At 63.8% G+C, this 20,346-nt stretch carries 19 protein-coding genes; 14 read left to right on the top strand and 5 right to left on the bottom strand.

The features are described 5' to 3' along the window. The first annotated feature begins 54 nt into the window (after positions 1-54). The 3 genes from MA07_RS00620 to MA07_RS00630 all read left to right on the top strand — a co-directional run bounded on the left by MA07_RS00620 (position 55) and on the right by MA07_RS00630 (position 2,408). Positions 55-444, top strand: coding sequence for a tautomerase family protein (locus tag MA07_RS00620; RefSeq protein WP_036345642.1), 390 nt, complete (start codon positions 55-57; stop codon positions 442-444). Between the two features lie 4 nt (positions 445-448). After that, on the top strand, positions 449-1,885 hold the full coding sequence (lpdA, locus tag MA07_RS00625; RefSeq protein ID WP_036345645.1) for a dihydrolipoyl dehydrogenase: 1,437 nt from the start codon (positions 449-451) through the stop codon (positions 1,883-1,885). Between the two features lie 67 nt (positions 1,886-1,952). Beyond that, on the top strand, positions 1,953-2,408 hold the full coding sequence (locus tag MA07_RS00630; RefSeq protein WP_036345684.1) for a GFA family protein: 456 nt from the start codon (positions 1,953-1,955) through the stop codon (positions 2,406-2,408). Between the two features lie 21 nt (positions 2,409-2,429). Here MA07_RS00630 and MA07_RS27365 read toward each other — a convergent pair whose 3' ends face one another. Next, entirely contained in the window at positions 2,430-4,385 is a 1,956-nt protein-coding gene (locus MA07_RS27365; protein ID WP_052002656.1) for a PAS domain S-box protein, read from the bottom strand. Between the two features lie 259 nt (positions 4,386-4,644). On the opposite strand from MA07_RS27365, the gene lipA reads away from it, so the two are divergent. Genes lipA through MA07_RS00650 form a run of 3 tightly spaced genes read left to right on the top strand, consistent with a single transcriptional unit; the run spans position 4,645 to position 6,615 of the window. Further along, entirely contained in the window at positions 4,645-5,604 is a 960-nt protein-coding gene (gene lipA, locus MA07_RS00640; protein ID WP_036345648.1) for a lipoyl synthase, read from the top strand. 15 nt (positions 5,605-5,619) lie between these two features. Then, positions 5,620-6,144 carry a hypothetical protein gene (locus MA07_RS00645; protein ID WP_036345651.1) on the top strand — a complete coding sequence of 175 codons (525 nt, stop codon included), beginning with the start codon at positions 5,620-5,622 and terminating at the stop codon, positions 6,142-6,144. Between the two features lie 3 nt (positions 6,145-6,147). Then, positions 6,148-6,615, top strand: coding sequence for a type II toxin-antitoxin system RatA family toxin (locus MA07_RS00650; RefSeq protein WP_036345654.1), 468 nt, complete (start codon positions 6,148-6,150; stop codon positions 6,613-6,615). Here the strand turns inward: MA07_RS00650 and MA07_RS00655 are convergent, their stop codons facing one another. Both MA07_RS00655 and MA07_RS00660 read right to left on the bottom strand, forming a co-directional pair. After that, a complete protein-coding gene (locus MA07_RS00655) occupies positions 6,616-7,104 on the bottom strand; it encodes a CinA family protein (RefSeq protein ID WP_036345658.1) in 489 nt (162 codons plus the stop codon). Then, on the bottom strand, positions 7,101-8,294 hold the full coding sequence (locus MA07_RS00660) for a bifunctional 2-C-methyl-D-erythritol 4-phosphate cytidylyltransferase/2-C-methyl-D-erythritol 2,4-cyclodiphosphate synthase (protein WP_036345661.1): 1,194 nt from the start codon (positions 8,292-8,294) through the stop codon (positions 7,101-7,103). Before MA07_RS00660 ends, MA07_RS00655 begins: the two co-directional genes overlap by 4 nt. 112 nt (positions 8,295-8,406) lie before the next feature. Here MA07_RS00660 and dusB point away from each other — a divergent pair, with 112 nt between their 5' ends. From dusB to hflX, 7 genes are all read left to right on the top strand, one after another. After that, positions 8,407-9,426 (top strand): tRNA dihydrouridine synthase DusB, encoded by a 1,020-nt coding sequence (gene dusB, locus MA07_RS00665; protein WP_052002659.1) that lies wholly within the window; start codon positions 8,407-8,409, stop codon positions 9,424-9,426. Next, positions 9,423-10,526 carry an ATP-binding protein gene (locus MA07_RS00670; protein WP_036345664.1) on the top strand — a complete coding sequence of 368 codons (1,104 nt, stop codon included), beginning with the start codon at positions 9,423-9,425 and terminating at the stop codon, positions 10,524-10,526. Before dusB ends, MA07_RS00670 begins: the two co-directional genes overlap by 4 nt. Positions 10,527-10,535: 9 nt before the next feature. After that, positions 10,536-12,002 (top strand): nitrogen regulation protein NR(I), encoded by a 1,467-nt coding sequence (gene ntrC / locus MA07_RS00675; protein WP_036345666.1) that lies wholly within the window; start codon positions 10,536-10,538, stop codon positions 12,000-12,002. 99 nt (positions 12,003-12,101) lie between these two features. Further along, positions 12,102-14,354: a PAS domain-containing sensor histidine kinase gene (locus tag MA07_RS00680; RefSeq protein ID WP_036345667.1), complete on the top strand. Its 2,253-nt coding sequence runs from the start codon at positions 12,102-12,104 to the stop codon at positions 14,352-14,354. After that, positions 14,351-15,721: a sigma-54 dependent transcriptional regulator gene (locus MA07_RS00685; RefSeq protein ID WP_036345669.1), complete on the top strand. Its 1,371-nt coding sequence runs from the start codon at positions 14,351-14,353 to the stop codon at positions 15,719-15,721. Before MA07_RS00680 ends, MA07_RS00685 begins: the two co-directional genes overlap by 4 nt. Positions 15,722-15,955: 234 nt before the next feature. Continuing rightward, positions 15,956-16,210 carry an RNA chaperone Hfq gene (hfq, locus tag MA07_RS00690; RefSeq protein ID WP_009491222.1) on the top strand — a complete coding sequence of 85 codons (255 nt, stop codon included), beginning with the start codon at positions 15,956-15,958 and terminating at the stop codon, positions 16,208-16,210. Position 16,211: 1 nt separating this feature from the next. Beyond that, positions 16,212-17,606, top strand: a complete 1,395-nt coding sequence (hflX, locus tag MA07_RS00695) for a GTPase HflX (RefSeq protein WP_036345673.1) — start codon at positions 16,212-16,214, stop codon at positions 17,604-17,606. Here the strand turns inward: hflX and mazG are convergent. Continuing rightward, positions 17,601-18,446, bottom strand: coding sequence for a nucleoside triphosphate pyrophosphohydrolase (gene mazG, locus MA07_RS00700; RefSeq protein ID WP_036345675.1), 846 nt, complete (start codon positions 18,444-18,446; stop codon positions 17,601-17,603). The two genes, hflX and mazG, sit on opposite strands and share 6 nt — an antisense overlap. A 135-nt stretch (positions 18,447-18,581) precedes the next feature. On the opposite strand from mazG, the gene MA07_RS00705 reads away from it, so the two are divergent. After that, positions 18,582-19,022 carry an OsmC family protein gene (locus MA07_RS00705; protein ID WP_036345677.1) on the top strand — a complete coding sequence of 147 codons (441 nt, stop codon included), beginning with the start codon at positions 18,582-18,584 and terminating at the stop codon, positions 19,020-19,022. Positions 19,023-19,240: 218 nt separating this feature from the next. Here MA07_RS00705 and MA07_RS00710 read toward each other — a convergent pair whose 3' ends face one another. Further along, positions 19,241-20,278, bottom strand: a complete 1,038-nt coding sequence (locus MA07_RS00710) for an IS30 family transposase (RefSeq protein WP_036345680.1) — start codon at positions 20,276-20,278, stop codon at positions 19,241-19,243. Between the last annotated feature and the right edge of the window lie 68 nt (positions 20,279-20,346).

The raw sequence follows: 20,346 nt of genomic DNA on the forward strand, positions 1-20,346 counted from the left end.
ACGTCATGGCCGGGCACGTCCCGGCCATTCACTGTTGGCCGATAGGGAGGCTTCATGCCGCTCATCCGCGTCTCGCTACGAAAGGGAAAGCCATCTGCCTATCGCAAGGCGCTGGCCGACGGAATCTATCTCGCTCTCCGTGAGACTTTCAACGTTCCTGAGGACGATCTCTTCGTCACCATCACCGAGCATGAGGAAGACAACTTCTTCTATGGTGCAAACTACCTCGGCATTGAGCGAAGCGACGATCTCGTCATCGTTCAGATCACCGTCAGCAACACACGGACGGTCGATCAAAAGAAGGCGCTCTTCCAACGGATCACCGAAAGATTGGGCACCGAGCCCGGCCTCCGCCCCGAAGATGTGTTCATCAACCTGATCGAAGTCGAAAAGGAAAACTGGTCCTTCGGTCACGGCATCGCGCAGTACGCGCAAGGGAATTAACACCATGGCAAACCAATACGACATCATCGTCATCGGCGGCGGGCCGGGGGGCTATGTGGCGGCGATCCGCGCGGCGCAACTCGGGTTCAAGACTGCGGTGGTGGAGCGCGAGCATCTGGGCGGCATCTGCCTCAACTGGGGCTGCATCCCGACCAAGGCGCTGCTGCGCTCGGCCGAGATCTACCACTACATGGAGCATGCCAAGGATTATGGCCTCTCCGCGCAGGGCATCGGCTTCGATGCGGCCGCCATCGTCCAGCGCTCGCGCGGCGTCTCGGGCCGTCTCAACGGCGGCGTCGGCATGCTGCTCAAGAAGAACAAGGTCGACGTGATCTGGGGCGAGGCTGCCATCTCCAAGCCCGGCGAGGTCGTGGTCACGGCGCCGAAGAAGCCGGCCATGCAGCCGCAGAACCCGGTGCCCAAGGGCGTGCTGGAGCCCGGCACCTACGCCGCCAAGCACATCATCGTGGCCACCGGTGCGCGCCCGCGCGCACTGCCGGGTATCGAGCCGGACGGCAAGCTGATCTGGACCTATTTCGAGGCCATGGTGCCGCCCGCCATGCCGAAGTCTCTGATCGTCATGGGCTCGGGCGCCATCGGCATCGAGTTCGCCTCCTTCTACCGCACCATGGGCGTGGAGGTGACTGTGGTCGAGGTGATGCCGCAGATCCTGCCCGTCGAGGACGCGGAGATCGCAGCATTGGCCCGCAAGCGCTTCGAAAAGCAGGGGATGAAGATCCTCACCGGTGCCAAGGTCACGAAGGTGGAGAAGGGCGCGAACTCCATCACGGCCACCATCGACGACGGCAAGACCACGCAGACGATCACGGCCGATCGCATGATCTCGGCGGTCGGCGTCGTCGGCAACATCGAGAATCTCGGCCTCGAGAAGCTCGGGGTGAAGATCGAGCGCGGCGTCGTCGTGACCGATGGTCTGGGACGCACGAGCGTGCCCGGCATCTACGCCATCGGCGACGTGGCCGGTCCCCCCATGCTGGCGCACAAGGCCGAGCACGAGGGCGTGATCTGCGTCGAGACCATCAAGGGCATGCACACCCACGCCATGGACAAGGCGAAGATCCCGGGCTGCACCTATTGCAACCCGCAGATTGCGTCGGTGGGCCTCACCGAGGCCAAGGCGAAGGAACAGGGCTTCGACATCCGTGTCGGCCGCTTCCCGTTCATCGGCAACGGCAAGGCGATCGCGCTGGGCGAGCCCGACGGCCTCGTGAAGACGATCTTCGACAAGAAGACCGGCCAGCTGCTCGGGGCGCATATGGTCGGGGCCGAAGTGACCGAGCTGATCCAGGGCTACGTGATCGCCATGAACCTGGAAACCACGGAAGAGGAACTGATCCACGCGGTCTTCCCGCATCCGACTCTGTCCGAGACCATGCACGAGAGCGTCATGGATGCGTATGGACGGGTGATCCACATCTGAAGTCAGATCGGCCCTGACGGCTCATTCTTGCTGGAGCGTTCGGACCACGTCAGCCATGGAGGACGCGATGTCGGATCGGGAGCAGGTACATAATGGCGAGTGCCGGTGCGGGCAGGTGCGATTCCACGTCCGCGGCGCTCCCATTCTCACGATGGCCTGCCACTGCACGGGCTGCCAGCGCATGACCTCCAGTGCGTTCTCGTTGAGCTCCCTGTATGCAAGCGCAGATGTCGAGGTGACACAGGGAGAGCCGGTGATCGGCGGTCTTCACGGCGCCACCCGGCACTTCTTCTGCCCCCATTGCATGAGCTGGCTGTTCACCCGGCCCGAGGGGCTGGACGAGTTCGTGAATGTCCGTGCGACGATGCTCGATAATGCGAGGGACTTCACGCCTTTCATCGAGACCTACACATGCGAGGCGCTGCCCTGGGCCAGGACGCAGGCGGTCCATAGCTTCGAAAAATTTCCCCCGATGGAGCGCTACGCTCAGCTGGTAGAGGACTTTTCGCGGGGCACAGGCTGATCGAGCGCTTCGGCTACGAAGTCAATATTCGGGCACGAGCCGGTGCGTGATCAGAGGCACATGGATCTCGCACTGCAGCCCCGTCGGATCGAAACTCAGATGCGCCGTTGCGTGACACTGGGTCGGCAGAACGCGTTCGAGCAGGAATGACCCGAAGCCGCTGCGCTCCGGCTCCTCGACAGGCGGGCCATTCTGCTCCACCCATCTGAGGTGAAGTTCCCTCTGGCCCTCTGCGACGACCAGCTCCCATTGGACGGCGACGCACCCTTTGCGCACGGACAGGGCACCATACTGCGCCGCATTCGCCGTCAACTCATGAAAAGCCATGCTCAACGGAACGGCAATATCGGCCGAGAGATTCACCTCCGGTCCTTCCAGTCTGAAGCGCTCATGCTTGTTCGCCGAGAACGGCTGAAGCTCGCATTGCAGCATCTCCCTCAAGGGTGCCGTCTGCCAGTAATCCTCCGTCAGGAGGGTCTGCGTCTTGGCAAGGGCGGCAATCCGCGACGAGAAGGACCGGTTGAACTCCCGAGTGCTGGTTGTCGTGCGGGCCGTCGCGCCGGCCAGAGCCTGGACGACCGCAAGGGTGTTGCGCACCCGGTGATGGAGCTCCCGGACCAGCAGCGCCTGACGTTGCTCGGACCGCTTCCTCTCGTCGACATCCTGGATGACCCGCACACTGTATTGAAAGCGACCCTGCTCATCGAAGACCGCCGTCGACGAGACATTCATCCAGAGACTTGAGCCGTCCTTGCGGACCGAGCGCTTCTCGATCGAGTACGTTCTCAGCTCGCCGGCAACCTGCCGTTCGTAGAGCGCCCGCTCGGCTCCGGAATCATCCGAGTGGGTGAGATCGAAGATGCTCAGGTTCAGAAGCTCGCTGCGGGAATAGCCGGTGATGGCGGACAGCCCTCTGTTGACGGTCAGAAAGTGACCGGCTGCATCGGTTTCGGCGATGCCGACTCCGGCATGTTCATGGGTCGCCCAGAGCCGTTCACGACTTTCCCGCTCGGCTCTCGTCTGCACGGCGCTCTCGACGGAGACCGACACGATCTGGGCGAGTTGGACGAGGATGGCTTCATCGTCGGCGGTGAACTCACCGCTCTGCTTGTCCAGCAGCATGAGCACGCCCAGCGTGCCGCCTTGCGGCCCGGTGATCGGAACAGCAAGCACACCCGGCATCGTCGGGGAGGCGCCCTCCCCAACATGGGTATCCTGCAGCTCCGGGTAGGAATTGAGTTCGGTTGCGGTCAACCGAAGCGGGTGCCCGAGTTGAACCACATGGGAGTATAAGCCGGCACTGCTCTGGGCCAGGGAAGCCGCAGGATGGCTGCGGTACTTGTCCGAGACCGAGACGATGACAGGATCGCTCGGCCACAAGGCATAGGGACGGGTGTGGGTCGCGGCCCAATGGGTGCCGATGATGAGGCGCGCCTGCTCCGTGATCTCGTGAAAGATCGCCTCGGGGGCATCCGTCGCGGCTATCCTGGTGGATACGGCCGCCAGGGCCTTCAGCTGCTCCTGGTAGCGATGCCCCTTCGCCAGGAGGCCTTGCCGCTCCTGCTCGATCAATATGCGGTTGGTAATGTCGTTGTGCGCCACGACGGCGTAGGCATGGCCGTCATGGTCCAGGTGGGAAGCACGAAGGTGGAACCACCGCTTCTCTGTCGGGGAATGGCATGGATACTCGAGGGAGAAGGCTGGTTGACCCGCCAGCACGGATCGGATGCCGGCAGCGGCGGCCTTTGCACAGGCCGCTTCGACCCCGACCGTGCGATCACAGATATCGAGGTAGTTCGTTCCCACGTGCCGAACGTCCTTGCCGCTGTTGGCTATGCCGAAATCACGCCAGGCCTGGTTGACGGCAATAATGGTGCCGGACTGGTCGAGCACGGCAATCGGACCAGCCAGAGCATCCAGGACATGTTCAGCAGGCGGAACCTCCACGAATCCGTTCCGCTTCGATGTCCGGTTCATACGCCTTTATCCCAACGCCTTAGGGTGAACAGGCTGGTAACGGGTATCCGGGGCTTCGGTTCAGGCAGAAGCTCAGAAGTTGCAGGTTGCGATGCTCTTCCGGATGCTTGGCGGGCTGGAGGAAACGGAGTTCAGCGGGCAGAACGCCTGGAAGGAAAGCCTGCCCCGCAATCTGAGCATTTGCGGTTGAGCGCTGAAAGCCTTAAATCAGGCCCATGTCAGGAAGGGCAGGATCCCTTCGCCCCAAAGGTTTAGCTTCATGGCTGTCGTTCTCGACCTTCTGAACAAGGATCAGCGCCCTCGTCACCCGGAAAAGGCGCACCGGCCGGACCAGCCGGTTCAGCAGCGCAAGCCCGACTGGATCCGCGTGAAGGCGCCGGGCTCGCCCAAATGGGCCGAGACCAACCGCATCGTGCGCGAGAACAAGCTCGTGACGGTGTGCGAAGAGGCCGGCTGCCCCAATATCGGCGAGTGCTGGGAGAAGAAGCACGCCACCTTCATGATCATGGGGGATACCTGCACCCGGGCCTGCGCCTTCTGCAACGTGAAGACCGGCCTGCCGCAGGCGCTCGATCCCAACGAGCCCGAGAGCGTGGCCAAGGCGGTGGAAAAGCTCGGCCTCGAGCACGTGGTTATCACCTCCGTGGACCGGGACGACTTGGCCGATGGAGGCGCGCAGCATTTCGCCGACGTGATCCATGCCATCCGCGCCCGCTCGCCGAAGACCACCATCGAGATTCTCACCCCCGATTTCCTCAGGAAGCCGGGCGCGCTGGAGATCGTCGTCGCGGCCAAGCCCGACGTGTTCAACCACAACCTCGAAACGGTGCCGTCGAAATACCTGAAGGTCCGCCCCGGCGCCCGCTATTTCCACTCCATCCGCCTGCTGCAGCAGGTCAAGGAACTGGACCCGACCATCTTCACCAAGTCCGGCATCATGGTGGGTCTTGGGGAGGAGCGGAACGAAGTGCTCCAGCTCATGGACGACCTGCGCTCGGCCGAGGTGGATTTCATGACCATCGGCCAGTACCTCCAGCCGACGAAGAAGCACCACCCGGTGATCCGCTTCGTCACGCCGGACGAGTTCAAGGCCTATGAAACCACAGCCTATGCCAAGGGTTTCCTCCTAGTCTCCTCCACCCCGCTGACGCGTTCCTCGCATCACGCAGGCGAGGATTTTGCCAAGCTCAAGGCGGCCCGTCTCGCGAAGCTCGGCTAACGAACCGGACGAGGCATGCAGCGCATTCTGGTCATCGGCAGCCCGGGCGCGGGCAAGAGCACCCTGGCGAGCCGCCTCGCTGAACGTTTGGGGCTGCCGCTGATCCATCTCGACCGGGAATACTTTGGCCCTGGCTGGACCACGCCGACCAAGCCCGGATGGCGCGAGCACGTGAAGGCGCTCGTCGCTCGCCCGGCTTGGGTCATGGAGGGAAATTACGCCAGCACCTTCGACATCCGGGTGCCCCGCGCGACAGTGATCGTCTGGCTCGACCTGCCCCGTTGGCAGTGCCTGGGCAGCGCCCTGTGGCGGGTCGCCAGGAACTACGGGCGCACACGGCCGGACCTGGGGCCCGGCTGCATCGAGCGCTTCGACTTCTCCTTCATGCGCTGGATCTGGTCCTATCCCGGCAAGATGCGACCGAAGACCGCCCGCATGCTGGAGCGCCTGCGCCCGGACCAGCGCGTTTATATCCTGCGCTCCCGATCCGACATCCCGGCCCTGGAGGCCGAGCTAGCAACATTTAGTGAGGCCGCCTGAGCCATGCCGACCTTCCGCACCATCCGGACCGTGAAGCATACGCCCGCTCAGATGTTCGCCCTCGTGGCCGATGTGGAGCGCTATCCGGAGTTCCTGCCCCTGTGCGAGGACCTGCGGATCATGCGGCGGGTCCAGAGCGGGGAGGGCATCGAGACCCTCGTGGCCACCATGTCGGTGGGTTACAAGGCCATCAAGGAGAGCTTCACCACCCGCGTGACCCTGGACGATCCCCGCCGGAAGATCACGGTCGAGTATGTGGACGGGCCGTTCAAGTATCTGGAGAACCGCTGGACCTTCCGCGATGCTCCCGGCGGCTCCGAAGTCGAGTTCTACATCAACTACGAGTTCAAGAGCTTCGCCCTCGGGCTCCTCATGGGCAGCGTCTTCGACAAGGCCTTCCGCAAATTCACCGAGGCCTTCGAGGAACGGGCGGACGAGATCTACGGCGTGCCCTCCCGGGCACAGGCCTGATCAGCCGATCGCCTGCTCCAGAAGCGAGAGCGCATCCTCTACGGCCCGGCGGCGCACGTTCTCCCGCCCGAGATCGCCATAGCGGCGCTCCAGGTGGATCGTCGGAGCCCCTTTGCGGGCGAAGCCGAAATGGACGAGACCGACGGGCTTCGTGGCCGTTCCGCCGGTCGGGCCCGCAACGCCCGTGATCCCCACCGCCACATCGGCCCGCGAACGAGCGAGCGCCCCCTCGGCCATGGCACGGGCCACTGGCTCGCTCACCGCCCCATGGGCGGTGATCAGGTCGGCAGGCACGCCGATCAACTCGGTCTTGGCCTCGTTGGAGTAGGTGACGAAGCCGCGCTCCACCACGGCCGAGGAACCGGAAATCTCGGTCAGCAGGGCAGCGACCAGCCCTCCGGTGCAGGATTCGGCCGTGGCGATCTTCAGCCCTTTCTCGCGATAGGCGTTGAGAAGGGCGGCGGCACGGTCTCTCAAGTCCGGGATCATGGATTCACCTCCGGCAGGCGGATGGTGGCTGCCGCCTGGGCGGCGATGCCCTCGCTGCGGCCGGTGAACCCGAGCTTCTCGGTGGTGGTCGCCTTGAGCGAGACCTGTTCGAGGCGAAGCCCAGCGATCTCGGCGATGCGCTGGCGCATGGCCTCGCGGTGCGGGCCAAGTCGCGGCTTCTCGCAGAGGAGGGTGGTGTCGAGATGATCGACGAGGCCGCCGCGCTCCCGCACCAGGCCGACCGCATGAGCGAGGAACCGGTCTGAGGAGGCGCCGCGCCATTGCGGATCGCTCGGCGGAAAGTGCGTGCCGATGTCTCCGTCGGCAAGAGCGCCCAGGATGGCGTCGGTGAGGGCATGCAGGATCACGTCGCCGTCCGAGTGAGCGATCACGCCCCGGTCGTGGGGAACCTTGATTCCACCGAGCCAGATATGGTCTCCATCCCCAAAGGCATGGACGTCGAACCCTGTGCCAAGTTTAGTGACAAGAGCTACCAATGAACCTCCAATTCGCCGCTCGGCCTCCAAGAAATCGGCCGGGTGTGTGAGTTTGATGTTGCCGCTCTCACCCTCGAACACATGAACCGGCAATCCGGCCCATTCGGCAAGAGCGCCGTCATCGGTAAAGGCATGGATCCCCGCGTCTGCTGCCTTGCGGTGTGCGTCGAGCAGCGTTGGGAACCGGAAGGCCTGGGGGGTTTGCACGGCCCTGAGGCGGGCCCTGTCAGGAGTCGAGACAACCTCCGACTGGCTGCCGATCACCTTGATGGTGTCTGTCACTGAGGTTCCGGGAACGGCCGCATCCCAGCGTCGGGCTGCCTCAATTGCTCTGTCGATGAGTTCCGGGCTCGCAAGGGGGCGAGCTGCGTCATGGACGAGGACGATCTCGGGGGCTGAACAGGCCAGAGCCTCCAAACCGTTCCGCACCGAATCCTGCCGCGTGTCACCACCATGAACGCATGGCAGAAGTGCCGATTGGAGGGGTGCAAGGGCCGCGATGCTTGCCTCATAGAGGTCCCGGTCGTCGGGGTGAATCACAACAAGGGTACGGCCGATTCCGGGATGCTTGAGGAAGCGGGTGAGGGTCCGCGTCAGGACCTGTTGCCCGCTGAGGTCTCGATACTGCTTCGGGATCCCTTCTCCCGCTCGTGATCCACGTCCTGCGGCAACGATGAGGGCGGCAACTGACATATCGAGAAGGCTCTCCGCAACAGGCGATCTCCTTACAGCGCCGGCGGAAGAAGGCAAATCCCGGCGAGTAAGAGCTTGCGCCACGAACTAAAATGGCTATCAATTAGGCACAATGGAATGTGATCAAAAAATAGGCGGATCGGTCTTCAGCATCGGACCCTTGCAGGTTGCGTGCGGAGCCGTCCTGGCCCCGCTGTCCGGCGTGACCGATGTTGCCTTCCGCCGCATCGCCAAGCGTCTTGGGGCCGGTCTCGTCGTGTCCGAGATGGTGGCCTCCGATGAGCTGGTTCAAGGCTCCGAGGAGGCGCAGTTGCGCGCCGAGGGCGCGGGGATCGAGCCGCACGTCGTCCAGCTCGCCGGTTGCGAACCCCGCTGGATGGCGGAAGCTGCTCGCGTGGCCGAAGGGGCAGGGGCCCGCATCATCGACATCAACATGGGCTGCCCGGCCAAGCGGGTCATCGGCGGCTTTGCAGGGTCCGCGCTCATGCGCGACCTCGATCACGCGGCTCGTCTGATCGAGGCTACGGTGCAGGCGGCCAGCGTTCCGGTGACTGTGAAGATGCGACTCGGCTGGGACCACCAGAGCATTAACGCGCCGGACCTCGCCCGCAGGGCCGAAGCCCTCGGCGTGAAAGCGGTGACGGTCCACGGCCGCACTCGCCAGCAATTCTACAAGGGTCAGGCCGAGTGGAGCGCCATAGCACCCGTCGTGGAGGCGGTGAGCATTCCGGTGATCGCCAACGGCGATGTCGGTTCCTTGGAGGAGGCACGGCGTTGTCTGGCCGCTTCCGGAGCCGCCGCCGTCATGATCGGGCGTTCGGCCGTGGGACGGCCTTGGCTCGTCGGCCAGATCGGCGCAGCCCTGCAGGGCCGCACCATTTCCGACCCGTCGCCGGAAGAGATGACCGCCATCGCCGTCGAGCATTACGAAGGGCTGCTCTCCCTATACGGGGAAAGGACCGGCATTCGCCATGCCCGCAAGCACCTGGCGGCCTACGCGGATGTGGCGATGGCCTCCGGGTTCCAGGTGGCTCCAGACGTCCGCATGGGGCTCGTCACGTCGGAGGAGCCGAGAGCCGTGATCGCGACGCTGCGCTCGCTTTACAGTCACCTGGAGCGAGAGGCTGCATGACGGCTCTTCCCATCAACGACCTGATCATGAATGCCCTGCCGATCCCGGTCCTCACGGTGGGGCCGGAGCATCGGATTGCGCACGCCAATGCGGCGGCCGAGTCGTTCTTCGAGATGAGCCTGCGCATGATGCAGCGCCAGAAGCTCAGCGACCTGCTGCCCTTCGGCTCGCCCGTGATGGCGTTGGTCGAGGATGTTCGGCAGAGGGGCTCCAGCGTCAGCGAGCACCGGGTCGATATCGGCAGCCCGCGCCTGGGCGCCGAGCGCATCGTGGATGTCTCCGCATGCCCCCTTGGTGACGACAGCGACAGCGTGATCGTCATGCTCCAGGAGCGAACGATCGCCGACAAGATGAACCGCCAGCTCACACATCGCGGCGCCGCCCGGTCCATCACGGCTCTGGGTGCCCTGTTGGCCCACGAGATCAAGAACCCGCTCTCCGGCATCCGCGGCGCCGCCCAGCTTCTCGAGCAATCGGCGAACGAGGACGACCGGTTGCTGACACGGCTCATCTGCGACGAAACCGACCGCATCGTGAAACTCGTGGAGCGCATGGAGGTGTTCGGCGAGGAGCGGCCCGTGGAGCGGGGACCCGTCAACATCCACGGGGTCCTCGATCACGTGAAGCGTCTGGCGCAGTCGGGGTTTGCCCGGCACATCCGCTTTTCTGAAAACTATGATCCGTCGCTCCCACCCGTGCTCGGCAACCGGGACCAGCTGGTTCAGGTCATCCTGAACCTCGTCAAGAACGCCGCCGAGGCCATCGGCATCGACGCGTCCGATGGAGAGATTATTCTCTCAACGGCGTTCCGCACCGGGGTCAGGCTCCAGGTGCCCGGCTCGCAGGAGCGGGTGAGCCTGCCGATCGAGCTCAGCGTCATGGACAACGGTCCCGGCATTCCACCCGAACTGATGAGCGATCTCTTCGACCCCTTCGTGACCACCAAGGTCCAGGGCAGCGGCCTTGGACTTGCGCTCGTCGCCAAGATCGTGGGTGACCACGGCGGCATCGTCGAATGCGAGCCGGCGCCCCGGCGGACCACCTTCCGGGTTCTCCTCCCCATGCACCGCGCCGGAGACGGTCGCGGGGCCGATTCATAAGGCCGACCTATGCCGAGCGGACAGATTCTCCTCGCCGATGACGATGCAGCCATCCGGACCGTCCTGAACCAGGCACTCTCGCGGGCAGGCTACGAGGTCCGTTCGTCGAGCAATGCCGCCACCCTCTGGCGCTGGGTGTCTCAAGGGGAGGGCGACCTCGTCATCACCGACGTCATGATGCCCGACGAGAACGCCTTCGATCTCCTGCCTCGCATCAAGAAGATACGGCCGGAGCTTCCGATCATCGTCATGAGCGCCCAGAACACGTTCATGACGGCCATCAAGGCCTCGGAGCGCGGCGCCTACGAGTATCTGCCCAAGCCCTTCGATCTCAAGGAACTGGTGGCAGTCGTAGGACGGGCGCTCTCCCGTCCGCGCAGCGCGCCCACGGGGGCTCATCCGGCGCCGGAAAACGAGGACATTCCGCTCGTCGGACGCTCCCAGGCGATGCAGGAGATCTACCGGGCGCTCGCCCGCCTCATGCCCACGGATCTCACCGTGATGATCACGGGCGAGTCCGGCACAGGCAAGGAGCTGGTTGCCAAGGCGCTCCACGATTACGGCAAGCGCCGGCAGGGTCCTTTCGTGGCCGTGAACATGGCGGCGATCCCGCGCGAGCTCATCGAGTCCGAATTGTTCGGCCATGAGAAGGGAGCCTTCACCGGTGCGACGGCCCGCAGCACGGGCCGCTTCGAGCAGGCCGAGGGCGGAACGCTCTTCCTCGACGAGATCGGCGACATGCCCATGGAGGCGCAGACCCGCCTTCTACGCGTCCTTCAGCAGGGTGAGTACACCACCGTCGGTGGCCGCGTGCCGATCAAGACCAATGTCCGCATCGTGGCTGCCACGAATAAGGATCTGCGCGTCTTGATCCAGCAGGGTCTCTTCCGCGAGGACCTGTACTTCCGGCTGAACGTGGTTCCGCTGCGGCTTCCGCCCCTTCGCGAACGTGTGGAGGACATCCCGGATCTCGTTCGCCACTTCTTCGTGCTCGTGGAGAAGGAGGGACTCGGCCGCAAGCAGCTGGACGTGGAGGCGATGGACCGGCTGAAGCGCTATCGCTGGCCGGGAAACGTCCGCGAGTTGGAGAACTTGGTGCGGCGCTTGGCTGCACTCTACCCCCAGGACACGATCACGGGCGCCATCGTCGATGCGGAGCTCGACTCCCAGCCGCTCCTGCCGCCGCAGCCTGCCGGAAAATCCGGCCAGCCTGTGCTGCAAGCCTCGGAAGGCTTGTCGGATGCCGTCGAGAGGCACCTGAGCGAATACTTCTCCGGTTTCAGGGACACGCTTCCGCCTCCAGGGCTCTACCATCGGGTCCTGCGCGAGATCGAGGGACCGCTGATCGGAGCTGCTCTGGCAGCAACCCGGGGCAATCAGATCCGGGCGGCGGAACTCCTCGGGGTCAATCGCAACACCCTGCGCAAGAAGGTGCGGGACCTGGACCTCATGGTTGTACGCTCGAACAGAGGCTGATCGGCCTGGGCTGTAATAATTTGACCACAGTGTTGTGTTGGTGCATCACCCACGACAGGGTGCTGTTCCCAGGGCACCCGATCTCGCGGGGCTTCAGTCTTGATCAACCAGGACACCATTGCACAGCGTCAGGTGGCTGAGCCGTCCCAGACCGGCCTCGGCTGGCTAGGCTACGGAGCCGTTCTGTCGGCTCTGGCGTCGGCTCTCGCCACGTTCCTGATCCTTGCAGGCGCCACGCCCATCCTGCCGACCCACAATGTGGTCGTGTGGGTGTTCACGCTCAACGGCGTTCTGATTGCCGTGCTCCTTGGGATCGTGGCTTTGCAGACCCGAAAGCTGGTGCGGGAGCGCAGGGCAGGGGCCGCGGCCGCGGGCCTGCATGTGCGAATCGTCGGGCTCTTCAGCCTGGTCGCCGTCCTGCCTGCCATCCTCGTCGCCGGTGTTGCCACGGTTACGCTGGAGCGCGGTCTTGATCCCTGGTTCACCGGGGCGCTCAAGGACCTCATGAACAACACGGTGTCCATCGCCCGCGCCTATCGGGAGATGCAGTGCCGGACGCTGGCGCGAGAAACCCAGCTGATGGCGGCTGATCTCAATCGCGCGAAGGTGCTCTTCGACGCCGACCGCAATCTGTTCCGGGAGTTCATGAACTCTCGCGCGGTCTTCCTCGGTCTCCCGCTGGCCATGATCGTCGATATGGACGGCACGGTCGTCGAGCGGATCGAGGTGAAGAAGGTCGACAACATTCCTCAGCCCTCTCAGGCGGATCTTCAGGAGGCGAGTTCCCAGGAGGCCCTCTGCCTTTTCACCCGAGGGACCGGCAGTATTTTCCGGTCCGCCTTGAAGCTCGATGCCCATGGCGGGCGCGTCCTCTACGTGGCGCGCGAAGTGGATCCCCGCGCCATCGAGTTCCCCCAGGTGGCCGAGACCGGAGTGGCTTTTTATGAGGCGCTCGACCAGAAGAAGGCAGGCATTCAGATCGCCTTCGCGTCCATGTTCACGCTTATCGCCTTGATCGTTCTGCTCTCCGCAGTCTGGTTCGGGCTGAACTTCGCAAACCGCCTCGTGGCGCCGATCAGGCGCCTCATCCATGCGACGGATCAGGTGGCTACGGGAAACTTCTATGTGCAGGTTCCCGTCAAGCGCGGCGAGGGGGATCTCGGCCATCTGGGCGAGACCTTCAACAAGATGACCTCGGAGCTGCGCCGCCAGCATGACGGCCTCACCACGGCCAGCGAGCTCATGGATCGTCGACGCCGGTTCACCGAAGCGGTTCTCGCCGGTGTTTCGGCCGGCGTGATCGGCGTGAATGCCCGCGGTGTCATCACCATCGTCAATCCGTCGACGGAGGCCCTGCTCGGGGCCTCACGGGAGGAGCTGCTCGGCAAGCCGATCACCATGATGCTGCCGGAGGTCACTGCGCTGGTGGAAGAGATGAGCCATGGCCGCCAGCGGCTGATGCAGCAGCAGATCCATATCGCGCGCGGGGGCAAGGAGCGCACGATCAATGTGCGCGTCACCAGCGAGCAGACCCGTAGTGAAAAGCGGGATCTCGTGATCACCCTCGACGACATCACGGATCTCGTCCTGGCGCAGCGGACCTCCGCCTGGGCGGACGTGGCGCGTCGGATCGCCCACGAGATCAAGAATCCCCTGACGCCGATTCAGCTCTCGGCCGAGCGCATCCGCCGGAAATACGGCAAGGTGATCACCACCGACAGGGAGGTGTTCGACCAATGCACGGACACCATCGTGCGGCAGGTCGATGATATCAAACGCATGGTGGACGAGTTCGCATCCTTCGCCCGCATGCCCAAGCCGACCATCGGCAACGAGGATCTCGCTGAGACGATTCGGCAGGTGGTCTTCATGATGAAGATCGCCCATCCCGATATCGAGTTTGTCGATCAGCTGCCGCAAGGCCCTCTCGTGGCGCCGTTCGACCGCCGGCTCGTGTCTCAGGCTGTGACCAACATCGTCAAGAACGCGACGGAAGCCGTTGCGGCAGTGCCGGACCCAGAAAGAGGGCAGGGGCGGATCGCCGTCCTGCTGGACGACACGCATCCGGACTATCTGATCCTGGCCGTCACCGACAACGGCAAGGGCTTCCCGGTCGAAGGGCGGCAGCGCCTTCTGGAGCCCTACATGACGACCCGCGAGGGTGGAACCGGCCTGGGGCTGCCGATCGTCGCAAAGATTTTGGAAGACCATGGGGGTGGCATGGAACTGGCCGACAATCCCGCCGGACGGGGTGGGCAGGTCCGCATGTGGATCCCGAAGACGAAACAGATTTCATCGGAAGAGACATCTGCCGCTTCCAGCCGAAACGACTCTCGCAGGGCAAGCTTATGAGCGCTGACATTCTCGTTGTCGACGACGAAGTCGACATCCGCGAACTCGTGGCCGGCATCCTTGAGGATGAGGGCCACCGCACACGCACGGCAGGGACGTCCGACGACGCCCTGGCGGCCATCGAGACGCGGCGTCCCCACCTCGTCTTCCTGGACATCTGGCTGCAGGGAAGCCGGCTCGACGGTCTCCAGGTGCTCGAGATCATCAAGAGCCAGCATCCGGACCTGCCCGTGGTGATGATCTCGGGCCACGGCAACATCGAGACCGCAGTCTCGGCCATCAAGGCTGGCGCTTACGATTTCATCGAGAAGCCGTTCAAGGCGGACCGGCTTGTGCTGGTCGCCGAGCGAGCCCTCGAGGCATCGCGGTTGAAGCGCGAGGTGCGCGACCTGCGCTCCCGTTCGGTTCAGGCGAGCCGCATCGCCGGCAAATCCATCGTAATCAACCAGTTGCGCCAAGCGGTCGAGCGGGCGGCTCCGACGAATGCCCGCATCCTGATCACCGGCGCGCCAGGGTCCGGCAAGGAACTGACCGCCAGGACTCTTCACGGCCTCTCCACCCGCACCAACGGGCCCTTCGTGGTGCTCTCGGCCGCGACCATCACGCCGGACACCATGGAGGCCGAACTCTTCGGCACGGAAGGCGGCACGGGCGGGGGGCGTCGCGTCGGCGCGCTCGAAGAGGCCCATGGCGGCACCCTGTATATCGATGAGATCGCCGATATGCCGCGGGAGACGCAGAACCGGATTCTGCGCGTGCTCGTGGACCAGAACTTCCAGCGCGTCGGTGGAACGACGCGGGTGCATGTGGACGTCCGCATCGTCTCCTCGTCGAGCCGCGATCTGCCGGCGGAAATCGCTGCCGGCCGGTTCCGCGAAGATCTGTTCCACCGCCTTGGGGTGATTCCGATCCGGGTGCCGTCCCTGGCCGAGCGCCGCGAGGATGTGCCGGAGCTCATCGAGTTCTTCATGGAGCAGATCTCATCGACCACGGGCCTGCCGAAGCGCCGTATCGCCGACGACGCCATGGCGGTGCTGCAGTCGCACGACTGGCCCGGCAACGTGCGTCAGCTGAGGAACAACGTCGAGCGCCTGATGATCCTCACCTCCGGTGATCCCGACGCGGAGGTCACGGCCGACATGCTGCCGTCCGAGATCGGCGCCCTCGTTCCGAGCACGCCAGGCGGGGCAGGGGGCGAAAAGCTCATGAGCCTGCCGCTCCGCGACGCCCGCGAAATCTTCGAACGGGAATATCTCCTGGCGCAGATTGCCCGCTTTAGCGGCAACATCTCCAGGACGGCGGAGTTCATCGGCATGGAGCGTTCGGCCCTGCACCGGAAGCTGAAATCCTTAGGGATCGGCGGCTGACGATTCTCCGCGACGTTCCGTTGGGCTAGGTGAAGTCGCGGACTCCGGAACTAAAACCTACAAATCCACGGGAAAATGCGCTCCGATGGGGTAGAACCGTTGCGTCCCCCTTGCCGAACGCGGCTGTTCGCCCTGTAATAAGCAGGCCGGTCACCGACCGCACGAAAGCGGACAATCATATTCAGGCGGCCCCATAGCCAAGACCGGCGGCGATGGGCTGGCGAGGCAACTTCAATGGCGGGCGATCGCGCGCAGAACCTTCAGGACACGTTCCTCAACTACGTCCGGAAGCAGAAAATACCCTTGACGATCTTTCTCGTGAATGGAGTGAAACTCCAAGGGGTCGTTACGTGGTTCGACAATTTCTGCGTCCTGTTGCGCAGGGATGGTCACTCTCAGCTGGTTTACAAACACGCCATTTCCACCATCATGCCGGGACAGCCCGTTCAGTTGTTCGACCAGATCGACGAGGCTGGTGAGAAGGCTTGAGGTGACGGAACCACGTACGCCGGGGGAAGAACGTCTCTTACAGCTTGCCGAACCTGAGAAAGAGGTTGCGGCGGGAACAAGGACGCTCGTTGTCGGACCATACCTGACGCGTAAGCGGCGCGTTTCCGCGGATGCCGAAGGCGAGGGGGCCAATCCTCGCCCTCCGGAGGCACGCCTCGACGAGATCACGGGTTTGTCCCTCGCCATCGACCTGACCATCGTCCGCTCGCTCACCGCCCCCCTGTCCTCGCCCCGGCCCGCCACCTTTATCGGGAGCGGCAAGGTTGAGGAATTGGCGGGAATGGTCCGGGCCGAGGAGATCGGGCTCGTCGTGATGGACTGTGCCCTGAGTCCCGTGCAGCAGCGCAATCTGGAAAAGGCATGGGGTGCCAAGGTCATCGACCGGACCGGCCTGATCCTTGAGATCTTCGGCCGTCGTGCCCGGACCAAGGAGGGCACCCTCCAGGTCGAGCTGGCTCATCTGTCCTATCAGAAGGGCCGTCTGGTCCGCTCCTGGACCCACCTCGAGCGTCAGCGCGGCGGCTTCGGCTTCCTGGGTGGTCCGGGCGAGACGCAGATCGAAGCCGACCGGCGCATGATCCAGGAACGGATGAACCGGATCGAGCGGGATCTCGAGAGTGTCGTGAAGACCCGTTCCCTGCATCGGACGAGCCGCCGACGGGTGCCCTATCCGATCATCGCGCTTGTCGGCTATACCAACGCGGGCAAATCCACGCTCTTCAACCGCATGACCCAGGCCGACGTGTTGGCCGAGAACATGCTGTTTGCGACCCTCGACCCCACCTCGCGTGCCATCGATCTGCCCCACGGCGAGAAGGCAATCCTGTCGGACACCGTCGGCTTCATCTCGGATCTGCCGACCATGCTCGTGGCGGCCTTCCGGGCCACCCTGGAGGACGTCGTCGAAGCCGACGTGCTGCTGCATGTCCGCGACGTGTCCCATGGAGAAACGGAGGCCCAGGCTGGCGACGTGGCTGTGGTTCTGCGGGAGCTCGGGATCGATCCGGACGACACCCGGCGCATCATCGAGGTCTGGAACAAGGCCGATCTTCTCTCGGCGGAGGATCGGGAGCGGCTCGCCACCACATCGCAGCGTACCGGCGAGGAGAGGCGGCCGATCCTCATCTCGGCCCTGACCGGAGACGGGATCCCCGAACTGCTCGCCACCATCGAGCAGCACCTGGCCTTGGGGCGGCTGACCTATGAGGTCGATGTTGCGGCCGAGGACGGGCAGGGGCTCGCATGGCTTCATGAGAACACGGAGATCCTCGACCGCCAGACAAGGGAGAACGGGCACACCGTGCTTCAGGTGCGTCTCGTGGCCGGCAAGGAACCGCGGTTCCTCAACCGATTCCCTGAAGCCCGCGTCCTATGAGGACGCGCCGGGCTCCCGCTCGGCCATCTTCGCCGCAACCCAGTGTCGTTCCATCTCCTCAAGCGACGCATCGTCAAGGCTCCGATCCTGCTCCGAGAGGGCCTGTTCGACGGACCTGAAGCGGCGCTCGAACTTGGCGTTCGTCCGTCTCAAAGCCCGCTCCGGATCGATGCCGAAATGACGGGCGAGATTGGTCACGGAGAAGAGCAGGTCGCCGATCTCATCCTCGATCTTGTCTCTGTCTCCGGATGAAGAGGCTTCCTTAACCTCCTCCAGTTCCTCGTGAATCTTATCGATGACCTGAGCGGCGTCAGGCCAGTCGAAGCCGACCTTGGCGGCCTTCGTCGTCAGCTTATGGGCTCGCGTCAGAGCGGGCAGGGCCGTCGGAATTCCGCCGAGAAAACCGGCCTCATGCGCCTCCGGGGCTAAGCCCATCCTGGCGCGCCCTGCCTTTCGTTCCGCCTTCTCCTCGGCTTTGATCGAGTCCCAAAGGCGCTTCACCTCCTCGGGCGACAGGTCCCTGGTGTTCCCGAAGACGTGGGGATGGCGACGGATGAGCTTCTTGGTGATCGCCTCGACCACGTCGCCGAACGCGAAGGCACCCTGTTCCTCGGCCATGCGGGCATGGAAAACCACCTGAAGCAGCAGATCGCCGAGTTCGTCCCGGAGATCCGCCAAGTCGCCGCGCTCGATGGCATCCACGACTTCGTAGGCTTCCTCAATCGTGTAAGGTGTGATCGACGTGAAGTCCTGATCGAGATCCCAGGGGCAGCCTGTTCCTGGCGTGCGCAGGGCAGCCATGATCTCCAGAAGGCGTGTGATGTCGGTCGAAGGCTTCATGATTAATTTCCGCTCGCTATGTCTGTCTCATAGCCTGAGGACAAAACCCGCCGCTAGCAGGATTTGCGCCATGCTAATGGCGTAGCGGTGTATGAATTGGGCCCAACTTTTTGAGATTTGTTGAGGAAGAGCACGATGAAAGCGCGGGTTAAGCTGGTCGATGGGATGATGTTCGTGGGCGAATCCGGCAGCGGACATGCGGTCGTGATGGATGGCGCACCTGAATATGGCGGGCGCAATCTCGGGATCCGCCCCATGGAGATGCTGCTGATCGGCCTTGGCGGCTGCACGGCTTTCGATGTGGTGCAGATCCTCAGAAAGGGCCGGGAGCAGGTTTCGGATTGCCAGATCGAGGTCGTCGCAGAGCGTGCCGAGACCGATCCGAAGGTGTTCACGAAGATTCACCTGGAATACCGTGTCGCCGGTAAGGATCTGGCGCCGGCCAAGGTGGAGCGGGCGATCCAGCTATCCAAAGAGAAGTACTGCTCAGCCTCGATCATGCTCGGTGCTGTGGCCGAGATCACCCATAGCTGGACGGCCGTGGACGAAGCGGCGGAGCCGGAGGTCGCATCTTAGGCCTTGAGCTTGGGCCGCCTGGGATCCAGAGCTGCGCTCCATTGAACATGCTCAGGCTGACGCCGTGTGATGATCGGCAACCACGGGCCGGTCATCGCCAATTGCAAATTCCTCGCCAAAAGCTCCAGACGGAGTGCCTCAGCTCCGAGGGGAGAGGCTGACAGCCTGTGGAATCAAGCCGAGGTGCGACGGTTGGCGGGTCATCGGTCTCGGGTCGGTCAGGGGCTGCCGGGGCGGAGTTGGTTAGGGTTGCGCAGCCCCGGCAGCCTCGGATCCAGAGAGCTCATCAGGACCTCTTCAGGTGTGCGATAGCCCAGGCATTTGCGTGGGGTCGCGTTGAGCCGATCACAGATCTCAAGCAGAGCCTCCTCAGGCAAAGCGGCAATGTCCGTGTCCCGTGACAGGAAGCGCCGGACCCGGCCATTGGTGTTCTCGACCGAACCCTTCTGCCACGGGGCCTGCGGCTTGCAGAAGTAGCTGTCCATGCCGAGCTTCTGCTTGAGCAACGGGTAAGAGGCAAACTCCGTCCCGCGGTCGAACGTGATCGATAGACGCGCCGTCTCCGGCAGGACCTTCAGCTTCTCGATCATGCCGGTCATGACCCCGGTTGAGTTGCGATCCGGGTTGCGGGTCAGGATCGTGTACCGGCTTTGGCGCTCGACGAGCGAGGTCAAGTTGCGCTTTCCCAGATCCTTACGGAACATCATCAGATCGCCTTCCCAGTGACCAAAGCTCGTGTGGTCTGCGATCTCCGCCGGGCGCTGCTCGATGGTGTTGCCCGCCGGAATGAAGAGACCGCGAGGCTTCCGCTGGTAACGGGCCCGCCGCCGGCGCCGTGCCATGGGCAGATCCTGGTACAGTCCGAGCTGTTGCCCTTGAGAGCTGTAGACGAACCGGTAGATCGTCTCGTGCGACAGCCGTTCAGGCGCCCCGGATGCCCGCAGGCGGCCAGCGATCTGCTCTGGCGACCATCCAGCTTTCAGACGGTCCATGACGTAGACTGCGAGCACCGGTGTGCGGGAGAGTTTGCCCAGACGCTGACGCCGGGCGCGGGCTTGCATGTCGGCCGCCACATGGAAATAGCCGCGATACAACGGCTCTTCATCGTGAACCCAGTTCCGTTTGATCTCGCGGTAGATGGTCGAACGGTGCCGCTGCAGGCGTTCAGCGATCACATTGATCGGGATCTTAGCCGCGTGCATGCGGGCGATCTCACGCCGCTCAGCCAGGCTCAGGTGGATGTAGGGCAGGGTCATTCGGCCTCCGAGTGCAAATCCTTTGTTTGTAACGGAATTCGCACCTCAGAATAGAATCCACCGCCCCT

This window comes from Microvirga sp. BSC39 (genome assembly GCF_000739015.1).
Taxonomy (GTDB): domain Bacteria; phylum Pseudomonadota; class Alphaproteobacteria; order Rhizobiales; family Beijerinckiaceae; genus Microvirga.